General features: G+C 69.6%; 18 protein-coding genes. 6 read left to right on the top strand and 12 right to left on the bottom strand.

The window, feature by feature from the left end:
* Positions 1 to 147 precede the first annotated feature (147 nt).
* Together U9J39_RS02755 and U9J39_RS02750 are read left to right on the top strand one after the other, a co-directional pair.
* Positions 148 to 1137 (top strand): tripartite tricarboxylate transporter substrate-binding protein, encoded by a 990-nt coding sequence (locus U9J39_RS02755; RefSeq protein ID WP_442784880.1) that lies wholly within the window; start codon positions 148 to 150, stop codon positions 1135 to 1137.
* A 25-nt stretch (positions 1138 to 1162) separates the two neighbouring features.
* The gene (locus U9J39_RS02750) at positions 1163 to 2800 is read left to right on the top strand and encodes a rhodanese-like domain-containing protein (RefSeq protein ID WP_326346469.1); all 1638 of its coding nucleotides are present in this window, start codon (positions 1163 to 1165) and stop codon (positions 2798 to 2800) included.
* A gap of 60 nt (positions 2801 to 2860) precedes the next feature.
* Here the strand turns inward: U9J39_RS02750 and U9J39_RS02745 are convergent, their stop codons facing one another.
* From U9J39_RS02745 to U9J39_RS02735, 3 genes are all read right to left on the bottom strand, one after another.
* Positions 2861 to 3289, bottom strand: coding sequence for a RidA family protein (locus tag U9J39_RS02745; RefSeq protein ID WP_115713842.1), 429 nt, complete (start codon positions 3287 to 3289; stop codon positions 2861 to 2863).
* The gene (locus U9J39_RS02740) at positions 3279 to 4424 is read right to left on the bottom strand and encodes a DSD1 family PLP-dependent enzyme (RefSeq protein WP_326346468.1); all 1146 of its coding nucleotides are present in this window, start codon (positions 4422 to 4424) and stop codon (positions 3279 to 3281) included. Before U9J39_RS02740 ends, U9J39_RS02745 begins: the two co-directional genes overlap by 11 nt.
* An 85-nt stretch (positions 4425 to 4509) precedes the next feature.
* Entirely contained in the window at positions 4510 to 5199 is a 690-nt protein-coding gene (locus U9J39_RS02735) for an HAD family hydrolase (RefSeq protein ID WP_442784879.1), read from the bottom strand.
* Positions 5200 to 5280: 81 nt separating this feature from the next.
* On the opposite strand from U9J39_RS02735, the gene U9J39_RS02730 reads away from it, so the two are divergent.
* On the top strand, positions 5281 to 6228 hold the full coding sequence (locus U9J39_RS02730) for a LysR family transcriptional regulator (RefSeq protein ID WP_115713845.1): 948 nt from the start codon (positions 5281 to 5283) through the stop codon (positions 6226 to 6228).
* 139 nt (positions 6229 to 6367) lie between these two features.
* Here the strand turns inward: U9J39_RS02730 and U9J39_RS02725 are convergent, their stop codons facing one another.
* Positions 6368 to 7192, bottom strand: coding sequence for a substrate-binding domain-containing protein (locus U9J39_RS02725; protein WP_326346467.1), 825 nt, complete (start codon positions 7190 to 7192; stop codon positions 6368 to 6370).
* 184 nt (positions 7193 to 7376) lie between these two features.
* Between U9J39_RS02725 and U9J39_RS02720 the strand changes: the two genes are divergently transcribed.
* Positions 7377 to 8279: a LysR family transcriptional regulator gene (locus U9J39_RS02720; RefSeq protein WP_115713847.1), complete on the top strand. Its 903-nt coding sequence runs from the start codon at positions 7377 to 7379 to the stop codon at positions 8277 to 8279.
* 258 nt (positions 8280 to 8537) lie between these two features.
* Positions 8538 to 9482 carry a DUF808 domain-containing protein gene (locus tag U9J39_RS02715; RefSeq protein ID WP_115713861.1) on the top strand — a complete coding sequence of 315 codons (945 nt, stop codon included), beginning with the start codon at positions 8538 to 8540 and terminating at the stop codon, positions 9480 to 9482.
* 269 nt (positions 9483 to 9751) lie between these two features.
* Here U9J39_RS02715 and U9J39_RS02710 read toward each other — a convergent pair whose 3' ends face one another.
* The 4 genes from U9J39_RS02710 to U9J39_RS02695 form a co-directional block, all read right to left on the bottom strand.
* Positions 9752 to 9892: a hypothetical protein gene (locus U9J39_RS02710; protein ID WP_172581850.1), complete on the bottom strand. Its 141-nt coding sequence runs from the start codon at positions 9890 to 9892 to the stop codon at positions 9752 to 9754.
* Positions 9893 to 10024: 132 nt separating this feature from the next.
* A complete protein-coding gene (locus tag U9J39_RS02705; RefSeq protein WP_326346466.1) occupies positions 10025 to 11227 on the bottom strand; it encodes a hypothetical protein in 1203 nt (400 codons plus the stop codon).
* A gap of 139 nt (positions 11228 to 11366) precedes the next feature.
* Entirely contained in the window at positions 11367 to 13295 is a 1929-nt protein-coding gene (locus tag U9J39_RS02700; RefSeq protein WP_326346465.1) for an adenylate/guanylate cyclase domain-containing protein, read from the bottom strand.
* Positions 13283 to 14638 (bottom strand): FecR family protein, encoded by a 1356-nt coding sequence (locus tag U9J39_RS02695; protein WP_326346464.1) that lies wholly within the window; start codon positions 14636 to 14638, stop codon positions 13283 to 13285. Before U9J39_RS02695 ends, U9J39_RS02700 begins: the two co-directional genes overlap by 13 nt.
* A 215-nt stretch (positions 14639 to 14853) precedes the next feature.
* On the opposite strand from U9J39_RS02695, the gene U9J39_RS02690 reads away from it, so the two are divergent.
* A complete protein-coding gene (locus tag U9J39_RS02690; protein ID WP_111516780.1) occupies positions 14854 to 15573 on the top strand; it encodes a Crp/Fnr family transcriptional regulator in 720 nt (239 codons plus the stop codon).
* Here the strand turns inward: U9J39_RS02690 and U9J39_RS02685 are convergent.
* The 4 genes from U9J39_RS02685 to U9J39_RS02670 are packed head-to-tail and all read right to left on the bottom strand — an operon-like array spanning position 15537 to position 21896.
* Positions 15537 to 17966 (bottom strand): glycosyltransferase family 4 protein, encoded by a 2430-nt coding sequence (locus U9J39_RS02685; RefSeq protein ID WP_326346463.1) that lies wholly within the window; start codon positions 17964 to 17966, stop codon positions 15537 to 15539. The two genes, U9J39_RS02690 and U9J39_RS02685, sit on opposite strands and share 37 nt — an antisense overlap.
* Positions 17967 to 18014: 48 nt before the next feature.
* Entirely contained in the window at positions 18015 to 19040 is a 1026-nt protein-coding gene (locus U9J39_RS02680) for a glycosyltransferase family 4 protein (protein ID WP_115713866.1), read from the bottom strand.
* On the bottom strand, positions 19037 to 20626 hold the full coding sequence (locus tag U9J39_RS02675; RefSeq protein ID WP_326346462.1) for a methyltransferase domain-containing protein: 1590 nt from the start codon (positions 20624 to 20626) through the stop codon (positions 19037 to 19039). The genes U9J39_RS02680 and U9J39_RS02675 overlap by 4 nt, the downstream gene beginning before the upstream one ends.
* The gene (locus U9J39_RS02670) at positions 20616 to 21896 is read right to left on the bottom strand and encodes an ABC transporter ATP-binding protein (protein ID WP_326346461.1); all 1281 of its coding nucleotides are present in this window, start codon (positions 21894 to 21896) and stop codon (positions 20616 to 20618) included. The genes U9J39_RS02675 and U9J39_RS02670 overlap by 11 nt, the downstream gene beginning before the upstream one ends.
* Position 21897 lies beyond the last annotated feature (1 nt).

Here is a 21897-nt window from a genome sequence, read left to right as displayed (position 1 = left end):
CGACCGGCCGTCGCCACCACGCACACCGCATATCCATAGGCTCAAACATTCGTTGGTGCGGTTCGGCCGGCTTCGTAAGCTTGACGGTCCGATTGGCCGTCATGCAAGCACCCACGACGGCCTGCAGGCTCTCCCCAGGTCATCACCATGCTCCGCCGCAACGTTCTCCGCGCCCTCCTCCTTGTGCTTTCGCCAGCGATGCTGGCTGCCCAGCCGCTTGCGGCAACCGCCGCCGACGCCGCGTTTCCCGCGCGGCCGGTGCGCATCGTGGTACCGGTGGCGCCCGGCGGCAGCGCTGACAAGCTCGCGCGCACCCTTGCCACCCGGCTCAGTGAAGTGTGGCAGCAGCCGGTGGTGGTGGACAACGTGGTCGGCGCCAGCGGCACCATCGGCGCGGCGCAGGTGGCCAAGGCCCGTCCCGACGGTCACGTGCTGCTGCTTGGCGGCGAAGGCGTGACGCTGAACGCCTCGCTGTACAGGAACCTGCCGTATGACACCAGCCATGCCTTTCGTGGCGTCACCAAGGCCGTGGTGAACCCGCAGGTGCTGGTGGTCAGGCCGGACCTGGGGGTAAGGAGCTTCCAGGATTACCTGGCTCTGGCGCGCCGCAAGCCGGGGGAACTGGCACTCGGGCTGCCTGGCAATGGCGGCATCGCGCACGTCGCGCATGAGATGCTGTCGCGTCAGCTGGGCTTCAAGGTCAACTACATTCCCTATGCCGGTGGCGCGCCGGCTACGGTGGACCTGCTTGGCGGCCACATCGACGCCACCTTGATTACCCTGGCTGCCGTGACCGACTATGTCAGGGCAGGCAAGCTCACGGCGCTGGCGGTCACGACGCCCTATCGCTCCAGGGCACTGCCGCAGGTGCCCACGCTGGCCGAAGCCGGGGCTGCGGGATTCTCCGTGGAGAGCTGGCAGGGACTGCTGGCCCCGGCTGCAACCCCGGCCGCCGTGGTGGACCGTATCAGCCGCGATGTGGCGGCGGTGCTGCACGCACCCGCCACGCGCAGCCAGCTCGAAGACGCGGGCTATGTCGTGGTCGCGTCGTCGGCGCAGGAACTGGACGCCACGCTGTCGCGCGACCTGCCCCGATACGCCGCCGTGATCGCCTCATCGGGCATCGCCTTGCGCTGACAGCGTACATCCCCCATTGACTGACATGATCCATACCATCGACGCCACCACGCTGCGCAAGTGGCTGAATGACGGCCAGTCGCTGGCCCTGTTCGACGTGCGCGAGCATGGCCAGTACGGCGAAGGCCATCCCTTCTTCGCCGTGCCCCTGCCCTATAGCCGACTGGAACTGGAAGCTGGCCGCCTGGCCCCGCGCCGCACCGAGCGTATCGTCCTGTTCGACGACGGTGCCGGCGACGTGGCAACGCGCGCGGCGCGGCGGCTTGCGGCACTCGGCTACGCTGACGTGACGCTGCTGGCCGGCGGTGCACCAGCGTGGGCGGCTGCCGGATACACCTTGTTCAAAGGCGTGAACGTGCCATCCAAGACGTTTGGCGAATGGGTCGAGCAGATCCAGCACACCCCGCATCTGAGCGCCGATGCGCTGGTCGCACGCCGTGCCGCCGGTGAACCGTTCGTGCTGGTTGACGGCCGTACCGACGAAGAACACCGCAAGATGACCATCCCCGGCGCGCTGGGCTGTCCCAACGGAGAGCTTGCGCTGCGCCTGCCGGCGCTGCTGGCCAATCCGAACACGCCGGTCGTCGTGCATTGCGCGGGGCGCACGCGCAGCATCATTGGCGCGCAGACGCTCTTGAACCTCGGCCTGCCCAACCCGGTGCTCGCGCTCGAGAACGGCACGCAGGGCTGGTATCTCGCCGGCCATGCGCTGGAATACGGCAGCGAGCGGTTCGCCGACGCCGTACCCTCCGCCCCGGTGCTGCAGGCTGCGCGCGATCGATCCGCCCGGCTGCTGCAGCGCTTCGGCCTGCCGTCGCTGTCGACGGCGCAGGCCCAGCAATGGCTGGATGACGACCGCCGTACGACCTACCTTTTCGATATCCGCACCGCGGAAGAATTCGCCCGGCGCTCGATCGACGGCGCCGTCCACGCCCCCGGCGGGCAACTGATCCAGGCAACGGACCGCTACATCGGGGTGCGCGGCAGCCGTGTCATCGTGTTCGACGATGACGGTGTGCGCGCCCCGGTGACCGCCAGCTGGCTGCACCAGCTTGGCTTTGAGAGCGCCGTCCTTGCGCAAGGCGTCGATGCCGCGGTCACGGTGCCGGCGAGGCCGCAGCCGGATCTTGGTGCGGGCCCGCGTGTACTCGGCGTCGATCAGCTGCGCGCGCTGCACGCAGAGGCCGCGGCGCTGGCGGTCATCGATCTGCGCGAGAGCGCTGCGTTCAATCAGGGCCACGCGCAAGGCTCCGTCTGGTCGATCCGGCCGCGCCTGCTGCAGACCTTGCAGTCGCTCGGTACAACGCCGGACGATCCGGTGGTATTGCTGGCGAGCGAGGCCGAAGTGGCCGCCCTGGCGTGGAAAGATCTGCTGGATGCGGGCTATGCCAATGTGTTCCGCACCGAGGCGGGCTACCAGACGTGGCTGTCGGCCGGCCTGGCGCAAGCCGTCGAGGCCGAGCCGTTGCCGCCGGCGGCGCGCATCGACTATCTGTTTTTCGTGCATGACCGCCACGAGGGCAACCAGGATGCCGCCAGGGCGTACCTGGCCTGGGAAACCGGGCTGATCGCCCAGTGCGAGGCTGATGAACTGCAAGGGTTCCGCGTTGCGGCGGATACGCGCAACCCGTCGTCCGAGGCGGGCGGGACAAAGCGCGCATAGCAAAAACCGGAATGCGTCACGCTTCGGCGGCGTTTTTCCTCGCCAGGCCAGCCGCTCCCATCAAGAGTTCGCGGCATCGCGCAACACGACCGCCACCGCTTCCACCTCGACCTTCAAGCCGAAGTGCAGCGCGCCAGTCGGCACCACGGCCCGCGCGGGCCGCGCCGCTCCCGCCCACGCGGCATAGACTTGGTTGAAGGCGGGCCAGTTCTCGATGCTGTCGACATAGACGCGCACCTGGGTCAGCCCCTCGATGCCGCTGCCCGCGGCAACCAGTGCTGCCTCCACATTGGCCAGCGCCTGTTGCGCCTGCGCCTCGAACGAGGCGTCGACGAGCTTGCGTCCGTCCGATGCGAGCGGGAGCTGGCCGGAGACGAAGACCATACCGTTGGCGACCGTGGCGTGGCTGTAGTGCCCCCCGGGCGCCGCCAGCGTGGGGGGCTCAATCGTCCGCACCGCGCTATTCCGTTCGTTGCGATCACCAGCCATGCAAGCGGCTCCATTGGGTGAGCTCGCCATCCCCGGCGAGAGCCTGATACGTCGGGAACTGCGCACCGGTGGCGCAGGCATGGTTGGGCAGGATGCGCAGCAGCGTGCCGATCGGAAAGCGCGTGGCGATGTCGGCGTCCGTCCCGCCTTGGCGCGACACGATGCCGTGTTCCTGATTGGCGCCGCTGAGGATGTAGCCTGGAATCACCGCGCCATCGACTCCGCACACCTGGCCATAGCCGAAGTCGTGCTTCTGCTTCTGCGTGCCGCGGTCGCGGCTCATGGCCATCCAGCCAGCATCGACGATGGCCCAGCCCTTTTCGGCCTGGTGGCCGATCACGGTGGTCAGCACGCTGAGCGCGACGTCCTCCGTCGCACACACGCCCACGTTGCGCATCACGAGGTCGAAGAAGACGTAGACGCCGGCGCGCACTTCGGTCACCGCCTGCAAGCTGTTTGCGCAGAGGGCCGTGGGTGTCGAGCCCACGCTGACCACCGGGCAAGGAAAACCGGCGTTGCGCAGCCGCTCGGCGGCAAGCGCGCAGCCGGCCCGTTCCTGCTCGGCCATCGCGGCCAGTGCCTCGGGCGTGTCCAGGTCGTAGCTGGAACCGGCGTGGGTCATCACGCCACCGAGGCGAGCACCACCTTCATGCAGTACGGCTGCGACGTCCAGCAGCGCCGGCTGGTCCGGGCGGATGCCGGAGCGGTGGCCGTCGGTATCGATCTCGATCCAGACTTCGAATGCTTCGCCATGCTCCGCACCGAAGGCAACGATGGCGCGTGCCGAATCCACGCTGTCGGTCACGAGCTTGAGGTCACAGCCCCGCCGGCGCAGCGCCAGGGCTTGTGGCAGCTTGCTGGCAACCATGCCTACACCGTAGAGGATATCGGTGATGCCGTCGTCAAGGAAATGCGCCGCTTCTTTCAGCGTCGACACAGTGATGCCGCTGGCGCCCGCCAGGATCTGCGCGTGCACGACCGGCGAACACTTGCTGGTCTTGACATGCGGGCGGAAACGCACGCCAAGCGCATCCATGCGTGCCTGCATGCGATGGATATTTCGGTGCATGCGCACGGTGTCGATGATTGCTGCGGGGGTTTCCAGGCTCGTCAGCGATGCGGCGGAATGGGTCATATCGTCCTTGATGCGTTCAGTCCAGGAACTGGCTCTTTGCCTTCAGCGGCTCATCGTGGAAGGCATGCCTGTCATGTCGGCCTCCTTAGCGGCTTGCAGCATGAAAGGAGCGCAGCCACGGCAGGGCGGGCGCCAAGGTCGAAAACTCGGCTTCCGGCGCCGGCGCGCCGGCGGGCAAGGCCAGCCCGACGCGGTTGTGCCAATACGTGCGCAAACCCACCGCCGCCGTACCGAACATGTCGTAGCCGGAACCCGCGACGAAGGCAGCATCCGCTGCCCGCGTGCCGAGCTGCTCCAGGGCCAGTCGATAGGGGCGCGGATCCGGCTTGTAGTAACCGGCTGCTTCGGAAGTGACCACGACATCCCAGTCGATGTCCAATAAGGCGCAAGCGCGGCGACCCAGGTGTTCGGAGCAGTTGGTCACCACTGCCAGCTTGCAATGCGGCCGCAGCGCCGCCAGCAGCTCGCGGGCGCCGTCCCACGGCGGCAATTCATCCCAGTGCGCTTCCAGCGCCTGTGGTGCGGTCCCCGGCAGGCCGACCTGTTCGGCTGCTTCCCTCACCAGCTGTTCGTAGCCCACGTAGGCGCCACAGCCGTAGGTCCTGCGCAGGTACTCGGCACGCCAGGCCCGGCCTGCGGCTTCAGAGCCGGCGGCGGCGTTCCATACGGTCCACGAGTCCAGCAGCGCGGTGAGAAGGTCGAACAGCACGGCACGAGGCCAGGCGGGCGCAGTGTTGGGGTCCATGAGTTCCTTTTGCGAAGGCGGCTTGCGCATGGTTGTCAGAGGTCCCCAATGTAGAAGCGATATGGTGACTTGTGGTTAAATTTTGGAACATCAATCGTTAAGCTGAAGTGAATGATCCAGATCGAGGACTTGCGGCTGGTCGAGACGCTCGCTCAGTCGCCTTCGCTCAGTGCCGCGGCGCGCGCGCTGAACGTGACGCCGCCGGCGTTGTCCGCGCGCCTGCGCAAGCTGGAGTCGACGCTCGGCCTCGCGCTGGCCACCCGCACTGCCCGGCGGCTGAGCCTGACGCCCGAGGGCGAACGCTTCGCGCGGGAGGCCGCGGCGCTGCTGGCTCAGCTCAATGCGCTGCCCGAATCTTTCCGGCGCGAGGACAGCCGCCTCACCGGCACGCTGCGCATTGCCGCCCCCTTCGGCTACGGACGGCAACATATCGCGCCGCTGCTGGCGCGCTTTGCGCAGGCCCACCCTGGTTTGCGCTTGCAACTGGACCTGCGCGAGACCCCCTGGCCCGACCGACACGACTCGGATGCCGTGATCCACATCGGCGCCGTGCGCGACTCATCGTGGATCGCCCGCACGCTCGCGCCCAATGCGCGCTGGCTGTGCGCCAGCCCGGCCTACCTGCGCCAGCACGGCACGCCCGCAGCGCCGCGCGAGCTGCTCGCGCACGCCTGCATCTGCATCCGCGAGAACGACGAGGACGTGACCCTGTGGCGCTTCCGACGACCCGGTGCCGGCGCCGGGCGGCGCCCGTCGGCGCGCGAGACCGTGCGTGTAGTGCCCGCCTACACCAGCAATGACGGCAGCATTGCACGCCAGTGGGCGGAACTGGGCCTGGGGCTGGTGCTGCGTTCGGAATGGGATACGGCCGACGCAGTCGCGCACGGCCGGCTGGTGCGGGTGCTGGCCGACTGGGAATGCGACAGCGCGCCGGTGACATTGCTGGTGCCGACACGGCGCGGACGTACGGCGCGCGTGCAGGCCCTGATGCAGTTCCTGGAACAGGCCTTGGGAGGCGGGAAGCGGGAAAAGGCGCGCAGGGGCACGCCCGGTGCATGACGAGCGAGCCGGCCGACGTCCGCCACCGGCCGGCTAGCGCAAATACGTGCACGCGCGCGGCGCGCACTTCGAGGCGGACATCACTGCGGTAGGGTACGGCCAGGACTGCATCGGATCCATGCCTCGCAGCCTACCTGGCTCAACGCTTCTGCCCCTGCCCCAGCTCCGGGGGCACCGGGGGCGGCAGCGGCGTGGCCACGGGCTCCAGCCCCGTGCTGCTGACGATCGATGCCGCCGCCGGCGAGGCCAGGAATCGGATGAAGCGGGACGCTGCCGCGCTTTGCCGGCCCGCGACCGTTCCCGCGGAAAAGAACACCCTCTGCTGCAGCTCGGCGGGCAGCGGCCCCACGTAGTCCAGCTCCTTGAAGGGCAGCAGCTCGCTGACCTGCTGGAAGCCGATCTCGGCATCGCCCCGCGCCACCACGGCGCCGACCCGCTCGCTGTAGATCTTGCGCGCCTTGTCCTGGACCTGCTCCGCGACGCCAAGCCGGGCGAACAGCTCGGTGGAGAGGTAAGTCCCGCTGGCACTGGCGGAATAGGCGATGGACTTCGCGTTGAGCAGGGTCTGCTTCAGCGCCTCGGCCGTGCTGATATCCGGCTTGGGCGTGCCCTTGCGCACCGACATCCCGATCAGCGAACGCGCCAGGTCGACCCGGCTGCCGGCGGCCACCTTGCCTTGCTCGACCAGCTTGTCCAGGCCCGAGTCCGCCAGGATCACGACATCGAAGCTCTCGCCGCGCGCCAGCCTACTGGGGATGGAGTCGGGCGCATTGCCCATCGACGCGCCATACGCGGTGATGACACGGTCCTGCGTGGCGGCCTCGTACAGCGGCACCAGTTGCTGGTAGGCCGCGGTAAAGCCGCCCGAGGTGATCACGCGGATCTCGTCGGCCCAGGCCGGCGCGGCCAGCCATAGCACGAATATAAGCAACGCGTGCCTGCCGGCAAGGGTCTTCAGTCTCATGTTGTCTCCTGTGGCTCCATATCGCTGGCCCTGCGGCGCGTCGTCTGGCTGCCTTCAGGCTGTCGGCGTACAACCATCGGGCCAGGCCGCGCGGTTGATCGCGTCGCCACGGCGCGCTCGGGGCATTGCAAGGGTAGTCACGCGAGACTATTCTGTGAATTGCAATGTTCTGATCATTTCATGCATGCCGCGCATCAATTTCGCCCTGGAAGATTTGCAGGCCTTTGTCGCAACCGCTGAAAAGGGCAGTTTCCGCATGGCGGCCGAAGCGCTGCATATTTCGCAACCCGCGCTGAGCCGGCGCATCGAAAAGCTGGAAACAACGCTGGGTTCGCGCCTGCTGGACCGGACCACGCGTCGGGTGGAGGTGACCCAGGTCGGCCGCCAGTTCCTGGAAGAGGCCCGCGCCGCGCTCGATATCCTGGACCACGCCGTGTTCCGGCTCGGCGATGAAGCCGCGCTGCAACGCGGCCTGGTGACCGTGGCAGCGATACCGTCCGCTGCCCTGCATTGCCTGCCCCATGCGATCCGCGCGTTTGCCGGGCGGCATCCCGGCGTGCGCGTGCGCGTGGTCGACGAAAGCGCCAGCAGCGTACTGGCCAGCGTGCTGTCCGGAGAATCGGACTTCGGCCTTAACTTCATGGGCGCGCAGGAGCCCAATATCGACTTTCGCGCCATCCGCGCCGAACGCTACCGGCTGGCAATGCGCCGGGACCACGCATGGGCCGGCCGCGAACGCGTGGCCTGGCAGGAACTGGCCGGACAACGGATGGTCAGCGTGTCCCGGCACAGCGGCAATCGCGCCCTGATCGAGAACGCCATCGCCCATCTGGAACAGCGGCCGACCATTCACTACGAGGCCAACCACGTCGTTGGCGTGCTCGCGCTGGTCGAGGCCGGCCTGGGCATGGCCGTGCTGCCCGGCATGGCGGTGCCGCCGGATCATCCACGGCTTTGCGCCGTGCCGCTGGTCGAGCCGGATGTAGACCGCGTACTGGCGCTGATACGCCGTCGGGACAAGCCGCTGCAGCCCGCAGCGCAGGCGTTGTACGAGACCATCTCGTTGTCGATGGCGGGTGATGCATGACGAAGGGGCCGGTCGGCGAGGTGCTCGCCGGTGCCGGACCGAAGCCATGTTCTACAATCTCGCCGGCTGCACCGGAAACCACACGGTACCGACGGCCCGCCCCATGCGTCATGGCCATCATCGCCGACGCCAGGCGGCGAGCCGCTCAACCGGCGGCCGGTACGAAACCTGCTTGCACGACCCACGACACCGAGGAGCATGACCGGATGACAAACTGGCTGCATGAGCGGCAGCACTGCCGCGCGCGGAGGCCCTGACATGGCGGGTTCGAGCTTGCTGGTATTGATCGACGACATCGCCACCATCCTGGACGATGTCGCGGTCATGAGCAAAATGGCGGCCAAGAAGACCGCGGGCGTGCTGGGCGATGACCTGGCGTTGAACGCGCAGCAGGTCAGCGGCGTCAGGGCGGAGCGTGAACTGCCGGTGGTATGGGCGGTTGCGCTGGGGTCGATCCGCAACAAGGTGATCCTGGTGCCGGCGGCGCTGGCAATCAGCGCCTGGGCGCCCTGGGCCGTGGTGCCGTTGCTGATGGTGGGCGGCGCGTTTCTTTGCTACGAAGGCTTTGAAAAACTGGCACACCGGTTCCTGCACAGCAAGGCCGAGGACGCCGCACACCACGCACGTGAAGTCCAGGCCGTCTCGGATCCCGCCGTCGACATGGTGGCGTTCGAGAAAGAGAAGATCAAGGGCGCGGTCCGCACCGACTTCATCCTGTCGGCGGAGATCATCGTGATCTCGCTGGGCACCGTCGCCAACGCTCCCTTCGGCCAGCGGCTTGCCGTCCTGTGCGCGATCGCGGTCATCATGACGGTCGGCGTCTATGGCCTGGTGGCCGGCATCGTCAAGCTCGACGACGCGGGCCTGTACCTGAGCAAGCAGGCGTCGGCGGGGCTCCGCGCGCTGGGGCAAGGCTTGCTCAGGCTGGCACCGTGGCTGATGAAGACCTTGTCGTTTGCCGGGACGGCGGCGATGTTCCTGGTGGGCGGCGGCATCCTGATGCACGGCATTCCGGCGATGCACCACGTGACCGAAGCCACGGCGCTGGCGGCGGCAGGAGTGCCGGCAATCGGCGGTGTGCTGGCGGTGCTGGCGCCGGTGTTGCTGGACGGCATTGCCGGCATCGTCGCCGGCGGGCTGGTGCTGGCGGCGGTAAGCGTGGTGAAGGCCGGCATGCGGGCGTTGCGGCCCTCGGCGCGCTAAGTGCGGCGGTCGGGCGCACTGTCGATGCGGCGGTTGACCCCACCTTGGTGGGATCTCGCACAGAACTGCCTGACGGTGTGACAGGCATCACCGACGTGGCCGGCATGCCCGCCTAGAATGCCGCGTAACGGTCGTCTACACGGCCGTTAATCCCCGCATTTTCCGCCAGTTGCTCCCCGGGCACTGGCGGCATTTTTTGCGTGCTGCGCCAGCCTGCTGAGGTTGGAACCCGTGCCAGCCACGCCGCCAGGCGCACGGCAGCGTCCGGCTCAGCGCATCCAGTAGCCGACAGCCAGCGCCACGGCAACCGCCAGCACGATAAGGACAGGCACGGTGCGGTTGCGGCGGGCCCGCCGCGGATAGCGATGGAATTCGCCCAGGCCGCCGTTGGTCAGTTTTTCCCAATCCATGAGACGCGCAAAGTTTCCATGTCAGGCGCAGCAGGCGATTGTGGCAGCGCGGGCCGCATGAAAATGTGTCCGCCGGCACAATCTCCGCCAGAACCGTCTCTGCCTGCGCCATCGCGAATTCCGCCGCGCCGCTCAGAAGTCCATCAGCACGCCAGTGCTGACGGTCCCGGCGCGATAGCGGAACAGGGGGATGGAATCGTCCGATTGCTGGTACAGGCCCTGGATATAGAACGAGAGATCCGGCGCATGGCGATAGGTGTAGCGCAGCAGGGCCTGGCTGAGCACCTGGCGGCGGCGCGTGTCGCCGAACAGCGCGCGAAAGTACGGCTGGCGATCGCGCAGTTCCTGGCGCTGCGCGAGCGCCACCACCAGGTGGCGCGGCTGTGGCAGCCATGTCAGGTTCGCCAGGATGGCGTAGCCATCGCGGTCGCCGCCCGCGCGCTCGTAGCGCGCGAGGTCGCGGATGAGGCCGACGGCGGCCGACACCTGCAGGTTCGGAGCGAGGTCCAGGCGCCCGCGCAAACGCAGGTCGTGGCGGCGCGCATCGAAGGCGTGGCCGTCGGGATAGCGGTCGAGCGCCATGCTGGTATCGATGCCGACCCGGTAGGGCCTGCCGGCCAGCTGGCGCTCCGGCAGCCAGTAGCCCAGCAGCCCGCTGGCGCCATACTGGTAAGGCCGCCCGCCTAGCCAGGTATAGCCGAGCGCGGCCTGCCCCTCCACCAGGCCGGCGCCGGTTTCGCGGCCATAGTGGGCGGCCAGGCTTGCGCCGTACTGGCTATAGTCCTGCCGCTGGGCGTATTGGCGGAGCGAGGCGCCAACGGACACGTTCAACCCTTCGACCCCGCCGGTTCCCCAGTTCACGCTGCCGTCCATGCCGGCAAAGCGGTCGGCCTGTGCCAGCTGGGACGGCTGCAGCAACAGGTATGGTACCGGCGCCCCGGGCGCCAGCGGGACTAGCGGATCCCCCGGGCCATAGTTGGCGTTGGTGGTGTAGCCGGCCAGCAGTGAAATCTGGCCGCGCAGGCGCGGGTCCGGGCGCTTGCATCCGCCCCGCACATAGGAGTCGATCAGCACCCGGATGGCCGGCGGCACATCGGTGCCGGCCTGCAACTGGGAGAACTGCGTGAAAGCGCGTTCGCGCTCGCCCAGTTCGCACAGGGCAATGGCGATATCGAGCCGTGCGCCGGCGTGCGGCAGGGGCAGCCGCTCGACATCGAGCAGCAGCTGCCGTGCCGCGTCGAAGTCGCCGTCGCGCATCGCGCCATGGACGCGCTGGTAGAAGGACTCGTAGGCGCCGCCCGCGTCAAAAGCCGCCGCCGGCAAGTCTGCCCCCATGCTCGCGGGGGATCCCGGCTGGTGCGGCGCCGCCCGATCGGGCATGGCCGGCCGCGCGGGAAGCAACGGCTGGGCCGCGGCACCGCACGCCCACACCAGCATTGCGCACAGACTCGCCCGCGTGCACCGGGCACGCGCATCACGCAACAGCCGGCTCCGACAGGTCGAAAGGCTGTGGGCACGGCCGCCCGCGGACCGCGTAGATCTGCTCGGCCCGGCTGCGTCCGCGCAGGCGCGCGCGACCAACCGGCTTCAGTACGTGGCCTTGTGCCAGCGCCGCGGTCCCCTCGCCCACCAGGAGGTCGGCCGAGACCGCCTTGCACAGGTCCTGGAGCCGCGACGCGATGTTGACCGTGTCGCCGATGGCCGTATAGCTCTTGCGCAGCGGCGAGCCGATCTCACCCACCACAGCGTCGCCGCTGTGCAGCCCGATGCAGACCCGCACCGGCGCCAGCCACGGGCATGCCGCCTGCAGCCGCGCGTTCAGCGCCGGCATGCCGGACAAGATGGCGCAGGCACAGGCCAGGCCGCGATCCGCGTGATCGGGCTGGTCGAGCGGTGCGTTCCAGAACGCCATCACCGCATCCCCGATGTACTTGTCGACCGTGCCGCCAGCGGCATGGATCTGCGCGGTCAGCGCTTCCAGGACGATCTCGGTCACCCTGACCAGCCGCTCCGGCGCCATGGTTTCGGCCAGCGCGGTGTAGCCCTCCATGTCGGCGAACAGCACGGTCACGGTCCGGCGCATGGGCAGCATCGCCTCGTAGCCGCGTTCGCGCAGCAGGGCTTCCATCACCGCCGGCGGCAGGTAGCGGCGGAAACGGCGCTGGAACTGCCGCGCCTGCGCGCGCGCCAGCGCCCACTCAGCGGGCGCCTGCAAGACCAGCAGCAGGATCGCGGCCACCACGGGCAGCACCGCTGCGCGCCCCGCGGCGCCCGGCGGCAATCCCAGCAGCACCAGCAGCCATAACCCGGCCATGCCGGTCAGGGCGCCATAGGTTGTCAGCAGGTTGCCGCCGCGCGACAGCCACGCTAGCGTGAGCACGGTAGCCACGGTCCAGGCCCAGCCCAGCCACGGCAACACCAGCCGCGGCGAGGGCGCGGCAGCCTCGGCCAGCAGCCAGTCGAGCATTTCGGCATGCGCCATCACGCCCGGCAGGCGGGGGTCGTGCGGGCTGACGACATGGTCCGACAGGCCCAGCGCCGACGCGCCGACCAGCACATAACGTCCCGCCAGCGCCTGCGCCGGCACGCGCCGGGCCAGCACGTCGACCGCGCTGAATACCGGAAACCCTTCGCTCGCGTGGCGCCACGGAATGGGCACGAAGCCATCCGCCTCCCTGGCCTGCGCCAGCAGCGGCGCCAGCGTGGTCCATGGCAGCGCCGCGGGCAAGCCGGGCCTTGCGCACAGCAAGGCAGCCGCGGCCAGCATCGGATACTGCTGCCCGGCATAGCCGATCAGCGGCGCCATGCGCCGCACCACCCCGTCGGCGTCCACCTGGGGCGTGATATGGCCGACGCAATCGCCGGCAGCGGCGGCGAAGAAGTTGCCGAGATGGCCCGTCGCCGCCGGGGCCTCTGCCAGCCCGCCCCGCGCCGACGGCTCGGCGGGCCCGGGCAGCGCGCCCCCGGGATGGCCGGCGCGTGCCGTTTGCTGCGTCAGGTAGAAGGCCTGTGAAAACACCATCCGGTGCCTTCTGGCGAGCGCAAGCAGGGCGGCATCCGCTGCGGCGTCCCGCGGTTCGGGGAACACCATGTCCAGGGCGACCACGCGGGCTCCGTGCCGGGTGAAGAGTTCTCCCGCCAGCCCGGCCACGACTTCGCGCGGCCATGGCCAGGGGCCGACGATGTCCAGGCTGGCCTCGTCGATCTCGACCACCGCGACATGCGCCGACTGGCCCGCGGACGGCCCCAGCCGCCAGCGCAGGTCGGCCATCAGGTCCTCCAGGCGGTGAAACCAGCGCGGCGACCACATGCCGCTGCCGAGCAGCGCGCAGGCGCCCAGCACCACGGCAAACAGACCCGGACGCAGCCAGTCGCGCGGCGTGGCCGCGCCTAGCGCCCCCAATTTGTCGCCCCGACAGCGGTCTGCCCGGAGGCGCCGATCTCGCTGCTGAACACGTAGCCGGCCTGCGCCGCATCGGTGCCGGCCAGCGCGCCGCGCACGGTGGCGTTGCCGGCCGCCTGGTCGCTGCGCAAAATGCCGTCGCCCGTCACCGAGCCTTGCGCCCGCATCTGGTGGCGGAGCTGGCCGGTGCTGACGGTCAGGCTTGTGTCGAAGCGGCGCTTGCCGAAATCGATCACCAGCGAGGGATCGGCGACGGTCGCCGCGGTCGCCTTGCCGTCGCCCACCACGTAGGCCTCGGCCCCCTTCAGCTGGAAGCCGAACACGCCCGTGACCGGCATCGTCATCGGCTCGCGCGTGTCGCGCACCATGGCGAAGGGGCCGAAGCCGCCCATCGCCACAATGTCGCGCACGCCGGCGCGCAGGTTGTCCAGGCTGGTATCCGCGGGCAGGTTGGCCAGGGCCTGGTAGCGGCCCCAGAACAGCTTCTGCGCCTCCGGCGGGGCGGGCGGCGGCGGGCGCACCACCGGCGGCTCCGGCACGGGCGCGGGAGCCGGGCGCGGCTCGGGCAGCGACCTCACGGCGTCGCCGAATGCGATCTCGTTGGCGGTGACCACCGCCGGCGCGCTCACCGCCGAGGTCTTGACCTGTCCGCCGGCGACGCTCCCCTCGTCCTTGCCGGGGGGCGCCACCGCCTCCGGCGACAGGTGCTGGAACTGCGGCCCGAGCAGCGTCGGCTGGGTCTCGCCATGGCGCAGCTGCAGGATGCTGCCGCCGGCCTGGCTCGACAGCCCCATGCCGCCATCGCACGGGGCCATGTCCGCGGGCCGGCAGCCTGCAAGGAACGGGGACATCACAATGCCGCCGGAACGCACGCTGGCACGCGTGGTGCGGGCGTCGGTGAAAACCGAGAAGTCGGTGCCGCGGATGCCGATCGCCGCCACCGGGGTGTTCATGCGGAAGCGCTCCCGCGCCGCCTGGGCGCCTTCGCCGGAGATGGTGCGCACCACGCCGCGGTTCAACCTGAGCTTGATCCGGGTATTGGCGGGCGCGGCGCTGTCGTAGGCGTAGGCCTCGATGGTCAGGCTGGAGTTCGGGCGCAGGCTGACAAAACCGCGGTCCACCGTGTTGACGTAGACATAGCCGTCGCTGCCGGTCTCCAGCGTCACGCCTTCATGCAGCGCGCTGCCGGCCTGCAGCGGCTGGCGCTGGCCATGCGCCTCGACCCAGGCGCTGCCGGCCACCACCGCGATCTTGCCCACCTCGGCCGGTCCCTGCGCCCATGCCAATACCGCCCAGCCGATCGACAGGCAGCCGATCAGCATTCCCCGGATCATCGTTTTCATTGCAACCCCTTCTGACTTCGGTGCGGCCCTGGGGACGCACGCCGGCCCCTGTGCGGGTCGCCCCGGAGGCTCCCGCATCGTCGACAGGCTGGCGATGATGATGACCGAGCCATGCCCGGTGCTTTGTGACAGGAGTCACAAACGCGGCCAACGCGGACGTGTTAGCTTGGATGTGGGGTGACAGCTATGTAACGTCCATGTCTAGAATTTCAGCAATGAAGCCGCTTGAGCTGCTCAGGCGACAACGTCTCCTGGCCGGCCTGGATGACGAAACGCTGCTCGAGCTGCAGGCCGAGATCCGGATCCAGCGGTTTCGCAAGCGGGAATTTGTCGTTCACCACGGCGCCGCCGGCGATTCGCTGATGATGCTGCTGAGCGGCCGGCTGCAGGTCATCGCACTGGCGGAGGACGGGCGCGAAGTGGGGCTCGATTTCGTCGAGCCCGGCGACTATTTCGGGGAGCTGTCCATCATCGACGGCCTGCCCCGCTCCGCCTCGATCGTCGCCAGCGTCGATTCGCTGGTCGGCTTCCTGCCCCGGCAGAAGGCGAAGTGGTTGTTCTACAACCACCCCAGCGTGATCGAGACACTGCTGCAGAAGCTGTGCAACACGATCCGCCAGGCCTCCAGCTACCGTTCGATGCTCGGCATGAACCGGGCCTACTCGCGCGTCTATGCGATCCTGATGAGCGCCGCGCGCAACCCGACCGGCAACCTGGTCACGATCGAGAACCTGCCCAACCAGCAGGGCATCGCGATCATGGCCAATGTCAGCCGCGAGACCGTGTCGCGCGCGATCCACGCCCTGGTCAGCACCGGTATCGTCCAGAAAGACCTGCGCCGGCTGATCGTGCGCGAGCCGGTCATCCTGGAAAAGCTGGCCAAGGGCGAAGCCGAGATTCAGGTACGCAAGAAGCCCGAGGCAAAGGCGGCGTAGCGTTCGCCGATCTTGCGCCAGTCGCCGCTCGCGGCGACCTTGGCGCGCGCCGACGCAACCAGCGCGCCGTGGCGGCCGGCGTCGAGCGCGTGCGCGGCGCACAAGGCGCCGGCGAGGTCGTCGGCCTCGATCGGCACGAAGTCCTCCCACGCGGTCAGGCCGCTGCCGCGCGCGCCGAACGCCGTGCTCAGCACCAGCAGGCCGCTGGCCGTGTACTCGGCCAGCTTGAGGTTGGTGCCGGAGCCGGCCCGCACGGGATTGAGGCCGTAATCGGCCAGGCCGAGCCACAGCGACTTCTCGGCCGCATCGACCACCCCGAGCATGGCGACATTGCCGGGCCGCGCATCGGCGTCGATCATGCCGCAGACCGAGCCCATGATGGCAAAATCCAGCCCCGGACTGCGCGCGGCCGCCGCCAGCACCAGCAAGGCGGCTTCGAGATTGGGCCCATGGGCACTGCCCATGAACAGGGCCAGTGGCCGTTCCTTGCCCAGGCGGTGCCCGCGGGCGTGGCGCTCGGCAACCGCCACGAACGGCGTCTCGGCGATCTCGATGCCGTTGGCCAGCACCGCCACCGGCGTTCCGTCGAGCTGGTACAGCTCGCGCAGCCGCTCGGCATCGAGTTCGCTGCAAGCGGTCACGCCGCACGCCTGCTCGGCGCACTGGCGCTCGAAGTGCCGCACCAGCTGTGCCGCCCACGCGTGCCGGCCATACATGCCCGCCTTCAGGTCGTACTCGACATTGTGCGCCTCGTACAGGTGCGGACGCGGCACGCCGGCAGCCTGCAAGGCGGGGAAGCCGTACGGATGCGCGCAAACCGACAGCTCCGCGGTGCGCAGCTGCTCGCGCAGCGCATCGAGCCACTGCGGCACGCTGTCGGGATGCATGGCGGCGGCCAGGTCGCCCGCCGACACGCCAAGCTTTTGTTCGAGGTCGCGGGCCTGCTCGCGCAGGCGCGGCGTCACCGGCACCACCTCCTCCACCACCCCCGGCGCCAGCGGCCTGGCATGGCGCGGCATGGCGGTGTCGGCCAGGTTGACGAAGCGCACCTCGAACGCCTGCGCCAGGTGGCGGTACAGGCCGAACAGCCGCAGCTTGCCGCCGCTGACCACCGGCTCGACCGGGAACGTATTGACCACCACGATGCGGGGCTTGGCCGGGCGTGCCACATGCGCCGCGCAGGGCGCCGGGGCGCACGCCGCCGCAGCCGCGGGGGCGGCACCGGACAGCAGCCAGTCGCCAAAAGCCTGCCAGTGGATTGCCGCCGCGCGTTCGCGCGCGCGCCGGCCCATGGCGGCGACGCCGGCCGGGTCCGCCGCAAGCCGCGCGATGGCCGCGCCGAGCGACTGCGCATCGGGGGCCGCGATCACGCCATTGACGCCATCCTCGATCAGCTCGGTGGGTCCGCCGCTGTCGCTGACGGTCAGCACCGGCCGGCCGCACAGCATCGCCTCGAGCGTGATCAGGCCATAGTCCTCCTGGTACGGCACGAAGGGCACGAATGCCGCGCGGGCATAGGCCCGGGCCAGTTCCGCATCGGTGAGCCGGCCCAGGAACTGAATGCCGTCGTGGCACGCCGCGCGCGCGCGCAGGGCCTGTTCTTCCGGGCCGGCGCCGGCGATGCGCAGCGGCAGCGTCGCGCCGCTGCGCTGATAGGCATCGATCAGCAAGTCGATACGCTTGCCACCCACCAGCCGGCTCGCGGTGAAGATGCCGGCGTCGTCCGGCAGCGCGGCTGGCGCCAGTCCTTCCAGCCCGGTCGGGTGATGGCACACCTCGACCTGGCAGCCGGCCGGAAAATGCGAGGCACGCTCGCGCACCGTGCGCGAGATCGCCGCGTAGCGCCGGATATGGCCGGGCTGCATGCCGATGCGGTCGAGCAGGTGCACCACCGCGCGCGCGAACGTCCCGGGAAAATGCAGCAGTTCCGGCGGCGCATCCGCGCGCGTCAATGCGGCCAGCAGGGTCTCGGCCACCTCCGCGGCATCCAGGTTTTCGCCGCCGTGGCCCGCCAGCAAGGCTGCCTCGAGTCCCGGCGGCAGCCGCAGGCGCGCCACCGCGGCGGCGTCCGGCGGGCGCGCCAGGTGCGCCGGGCAAGTGTCATAGAGGCCGCGCAGCTTGTGCTGCAGGTAGACCATATGGTTGGGATGCCGGACCATCCACGCCGGGTACTTGGTGCTGATGACGAGGTCGAAATGGCTCAGGTCCAGGCGGGCGAAGGTGCGGTAGCTGCCGATCAGCTCGATCAGGTTGCGCTCCGGGCTCGGCAGCTTGATCAGTTCGGCCACCACGCCCGCACGCCGGTTCAGTTCGCGCAGCATGCCCCACCAGAGGTTCTCGGCGCCGCCGATGATAAAAGGCACCGGACTCGGTGCCACGATCGCTACTCTCATGTGTTCCGCTCTACCATGATGTGGTCAGTTGTCTTCACGGTGCGCCGCTCACGAGGTCAGCGTCGCGACCACGTGTTCCCAGCCGATGCCGCGCGCCAGCAGCATCTGGCGACCCGCCACGCCCATCTCGGCGGCCTGCGCCGGATGCGCCGCGATGGCCTCCAGCGTCGCGGCCAGCGCGTCCGGGTCCGGCGGCACCACCCAGCCGTTTTCCCCGTGCCGCACGAACTCGAGCGGCCCGCCGCCGTCGCTGCAGACCACCACCGGCTTGGCGGACAGCATCGCCTCGAGCGTCACATAGCCGTAGTCTTCGTCGCGCGCGGGAAAGCACACGGCAAGCGCGCGGGCGTAGAAGTGCAGCTTCTCCTGTTCGCTGATCTCGCCCAGCAGCGCCACGCGGTGGCCCACGCCGAGCGCCTCGATCCGCTGGCGCAGCATTTCCATCTGGCCGCCGGTACCGGCCAGCACGATCGACAGCCCGCCACGCAGCCGCGCGGCGGCCTCGACCAGCAGCGCCTGGCGCTTGAGCGTCTCGAGCCGGCTCGGCATGAAGACGAACGGCAGCGCCGCTTCGCAGCGGAACCGCCCCACCAGCGGCGGCGGGTGATAGAGCGGCTCGGCTTCGATCTGGTTGTACTGCCACAGCCGCTGCGCCACGCGCTGCGAGTTGGCGAAGCGCCGGCGGGTGCGGGCAAGGCTGGCGTTGTCGAAGGCGATCACACGCTCGCGCAGGCGCCTCAGCGGCGGCGTGGCCGCGGCTTCGGCATACAGGTCGTACACGGCGCGATGCTGGTGCATCACCCACACGTGGTGATCCGGGTGCGCAAGCCCCCAGCCCGGAAACTGCAGGCTGATCACGCGGTCGATCTCCACCCCGTTGGGGCGATGCATATCGAGCGCGGCTGCGTGCGCCATGGCCTGCTCCACGGCGTGCTCCGGCCCGAAGCGAAACGGCAGCCGCAGCACCTCGAGCGTGTGCCCGGCCTCGCGCAGCGCGGCGGCGAGATTGGCGATGTGGTACTCGGCGCCGCCGTGCAGGAACGGCACCAGGTTCGCGGTCAGCAGGATCTTCACGGTGCGGCGGCTTCGTGCGGCGTGGCCGTCGGCAGCAGCGGCTTGCGCGCGATCATGGCGTAGTCCTGCGGTCCGCACAGGTGGCCGTTGACGCGTTCGGTCAAGGGGTCGTCGCCGGGCACCTTGGCCGCTGCCGGATAAGGATTGAGCCGCAGCACCTGCGGCGCCTCGAAGCCGTGGAATGCCAGCAGGAACGACAGCGACGTCGGCGTGACCGGATTGCGGTGGGAGAAGTCGTGATAGAAGGTATGGCTGCCCACCAGCAGGTTCTCCGGATTCGGCGTCTCGATCAGGATCGAGCCGCCCGGCGCCAGCACCCGCGCCGCGTTGGCGATCATCGCGTACAGCACTTCGAAAGGCAGATGCTCGACCACATGGAACGCCGTCACCGCGCCCAGCGCGGCGGCCGGCATGCGGGCCATGGCCTCTACGCCATCGCAGGCGTCGACCTCCAGGCCGCGGCCGCGGCAGAACGCCACCATGGTGCTGTTGAGATCGACGCCGCGCGCCGGAATGCCACGCTCGGCCAGCAGTTCCAGCCATTCGCCGCGCCCGCAGCCGATGTCCAGCACCGGGCCGGGTGCCGCCTTGCGCAGGGCCTCGATCCAGTCGTCATAGGCGGACAGCTTGCGGCGGATCTCTTCGCGCGAGCCGCGGTTAGCGTTCTCGAAGGCCATGTAATAGGCTTCGATCTGCGCGCGCAGGTCCGCGCCGGGCGCGGCCTCGCCATGCACGTTATCGCCACCGCCGTGGTGGGGCAGCAGGCCCGGCACGGGCGGCGCGGTGCGGCGCTCGCCCATGCGCGACAGGCGCTCATGGGTCAGCTCGGCCGAGAGCTTGTCGAGCTGGTCTTCCAGCACGTCGAGGCGCGCGCGTGCGTCGCGCTGTTCGCGCAGGGCATTCAGCACGCTGCCCGCGACCGCCTCGATCGGCTTGCGCCAGGCGCGCTGCGCGCGCAGCATGCCGTCGCGTTGCCGCTGCAACGCATCGGCGAGCCAGACCCCCGCCGCCTCGCGGCTGGCCAGGCGCTGCTCGTAGCGGCCGAAGGCGCGCCGCGCCGGTCCGCCCAGGCCCAGCCGTACCGCGACGCGGGCCGCCAGGTACCGTGCCAGCAGTCCGGCGCCGCCGGCCAGCCGTACGCTGCGACGACGGCCCTCGGCCGAGCCGCGCAGCTGTGCCACGACCCACAGCCGGCTGCCGGTCAACGCCAGCACCGCGGCGTAGTGCGCGGCGCCGGCGTCGTCGGGCTCGCGTCCCAGCAGCAGGCGGTAGGCCTGCCCGACAAACTCCGCGCGCGGGATCGACAGCAAATGGACCGGGTGCAGGACACCGTCCGCGCCGGCATAGCCCAGTTCCGGCAGCGCCGGCTCGGGCAGGCTCAGGTAGTCCGCGGACAGCGGATCGAGCGCGCTGGCCTTGCCATCGGCCGCGGCGGCCTCGGCGCGCACGCGGGCGACCAGCGCCTCCAGCGCCGCGCGCGCCTGCTCCCGCGCCTGGTCCGCGCAAGCGGCGTCCGCGCCTGGCGCGGGCCTGGCCGGCGCGACCGGTTCAGTGGGCTCGGATGGCGCATATCGCTCATGAAGCAAAGGGAATCTCCTTGTCGGCACCGGCACCGGCGCGCACGCCCTGCGGCGTCTGGCTGAAGCTGACCGGCAGCTCGCACACCCCGGCGAAGGCGCAGGAACCAAATGCCGATACTTCGAACTCGAGTGCGTTGTCCAGCCAGTGCTGGCAGTTGTGAAGGTGGGTCAGCTCCGAGTGGACCGCGAGCGTGACCGAATAGCTGCCCGGCGCCAGCCGCACCGGGAAATCGAAGCGGCATTCCGACACCGTGCCGCGGCGGAACTCGACCCGGCGCCCCAGCAGTCCGGTATTGGTGCCGAACATGTCCTGGCCGAAGCGGTCGCGCAGCAGGAAGCCGACGTTCAGCGCCACGTTGTCGTCCGAGGCCACGGCAAGCCGCAGGCTGACCGCATCGCCGCAGACAAACTTGCGCGATGCCCGGCCTTGTCCGTCATGCAGCGTGGCGGCCACGATGCGCGTGCGCCGTTGCCCGTAGTCGCGGTCGCCATCGCCGTCGTCATCGCGCGCCGTCATCTGCATGTCGGCGGGCACCCCGGCGATCAGCCGGAAATAGCGGCTCACGGCCTGCTCCGGCGGGCCGTCGAACAGCAGCCGGCCCGCTTCCAGCACCACCGCGCGATTGCAGACCAGCTTGATCGCGTTGACATCGTGCGAGACAAAAAGAATGCCGCCACCCTGCTCCCGGTACTCGCGGATCCTGGCGATGCACTTCTGCTGGAAGCGGGCATCGCCGACCGACAGCGCTTCGTCGACGACAAAGCAGTCCGGATCCGCGTGAATGGCGATGGCAAAGCCAAGGCGCATCGTCATCCCTGACGAGTATGTGCGCACCGGGGCATCGATGAACGGCCCCAGCTCGGAGAACGCGATGATGGCATCGCGCTTGCGCCGCACTTCCGCCGCGTCCATGCCCAGCAGCCGGGCATTGACGTCGATGTTGTCGCGCCCCGACAGGTTGGGATCGAACCCCGTGCCCAGTTCCAGCAAGCCGGTGACCCGGCCGGCATGCCGGACCGTGCCCGCATCGGGCAGCAGTACCCCGGTGACCAGCTTGAGCAGCGTGGACTTGCCCGCGCCGTTGCGCCCGATCACCCCGACTGCGTCGCCCGGCCGGACTTCCAGGCTGACGCCATCGAGCGCCTGGTGGTCGCGATGGCAGGCCCGGCGCAGCAGCGCCTCCCTGAGCCGGTCCGCGGGTGATGCGTAGAGGCGGAACGCCTTGCTGACGCGCGTCAGCGCGAGCAGCGGCGCCGTGGATGCAGTGCCCGGCATG

It is taken from the genome of Cupriavidus sp. SS-3 (assembly GCF_035818815.1).
GTDB classification, from domain to species: Bacteria; Pseudomonadota; Gammaproteobacteria; order Burkholderiales; family Burkholderiaceae; genus Cupriavidus; species Cupriavidus taiwanensis_C.
Note: the sequence above shows the minus strand (reverse complement) of the source record. Positions and strands in the feature narration are given on the sequence as shown.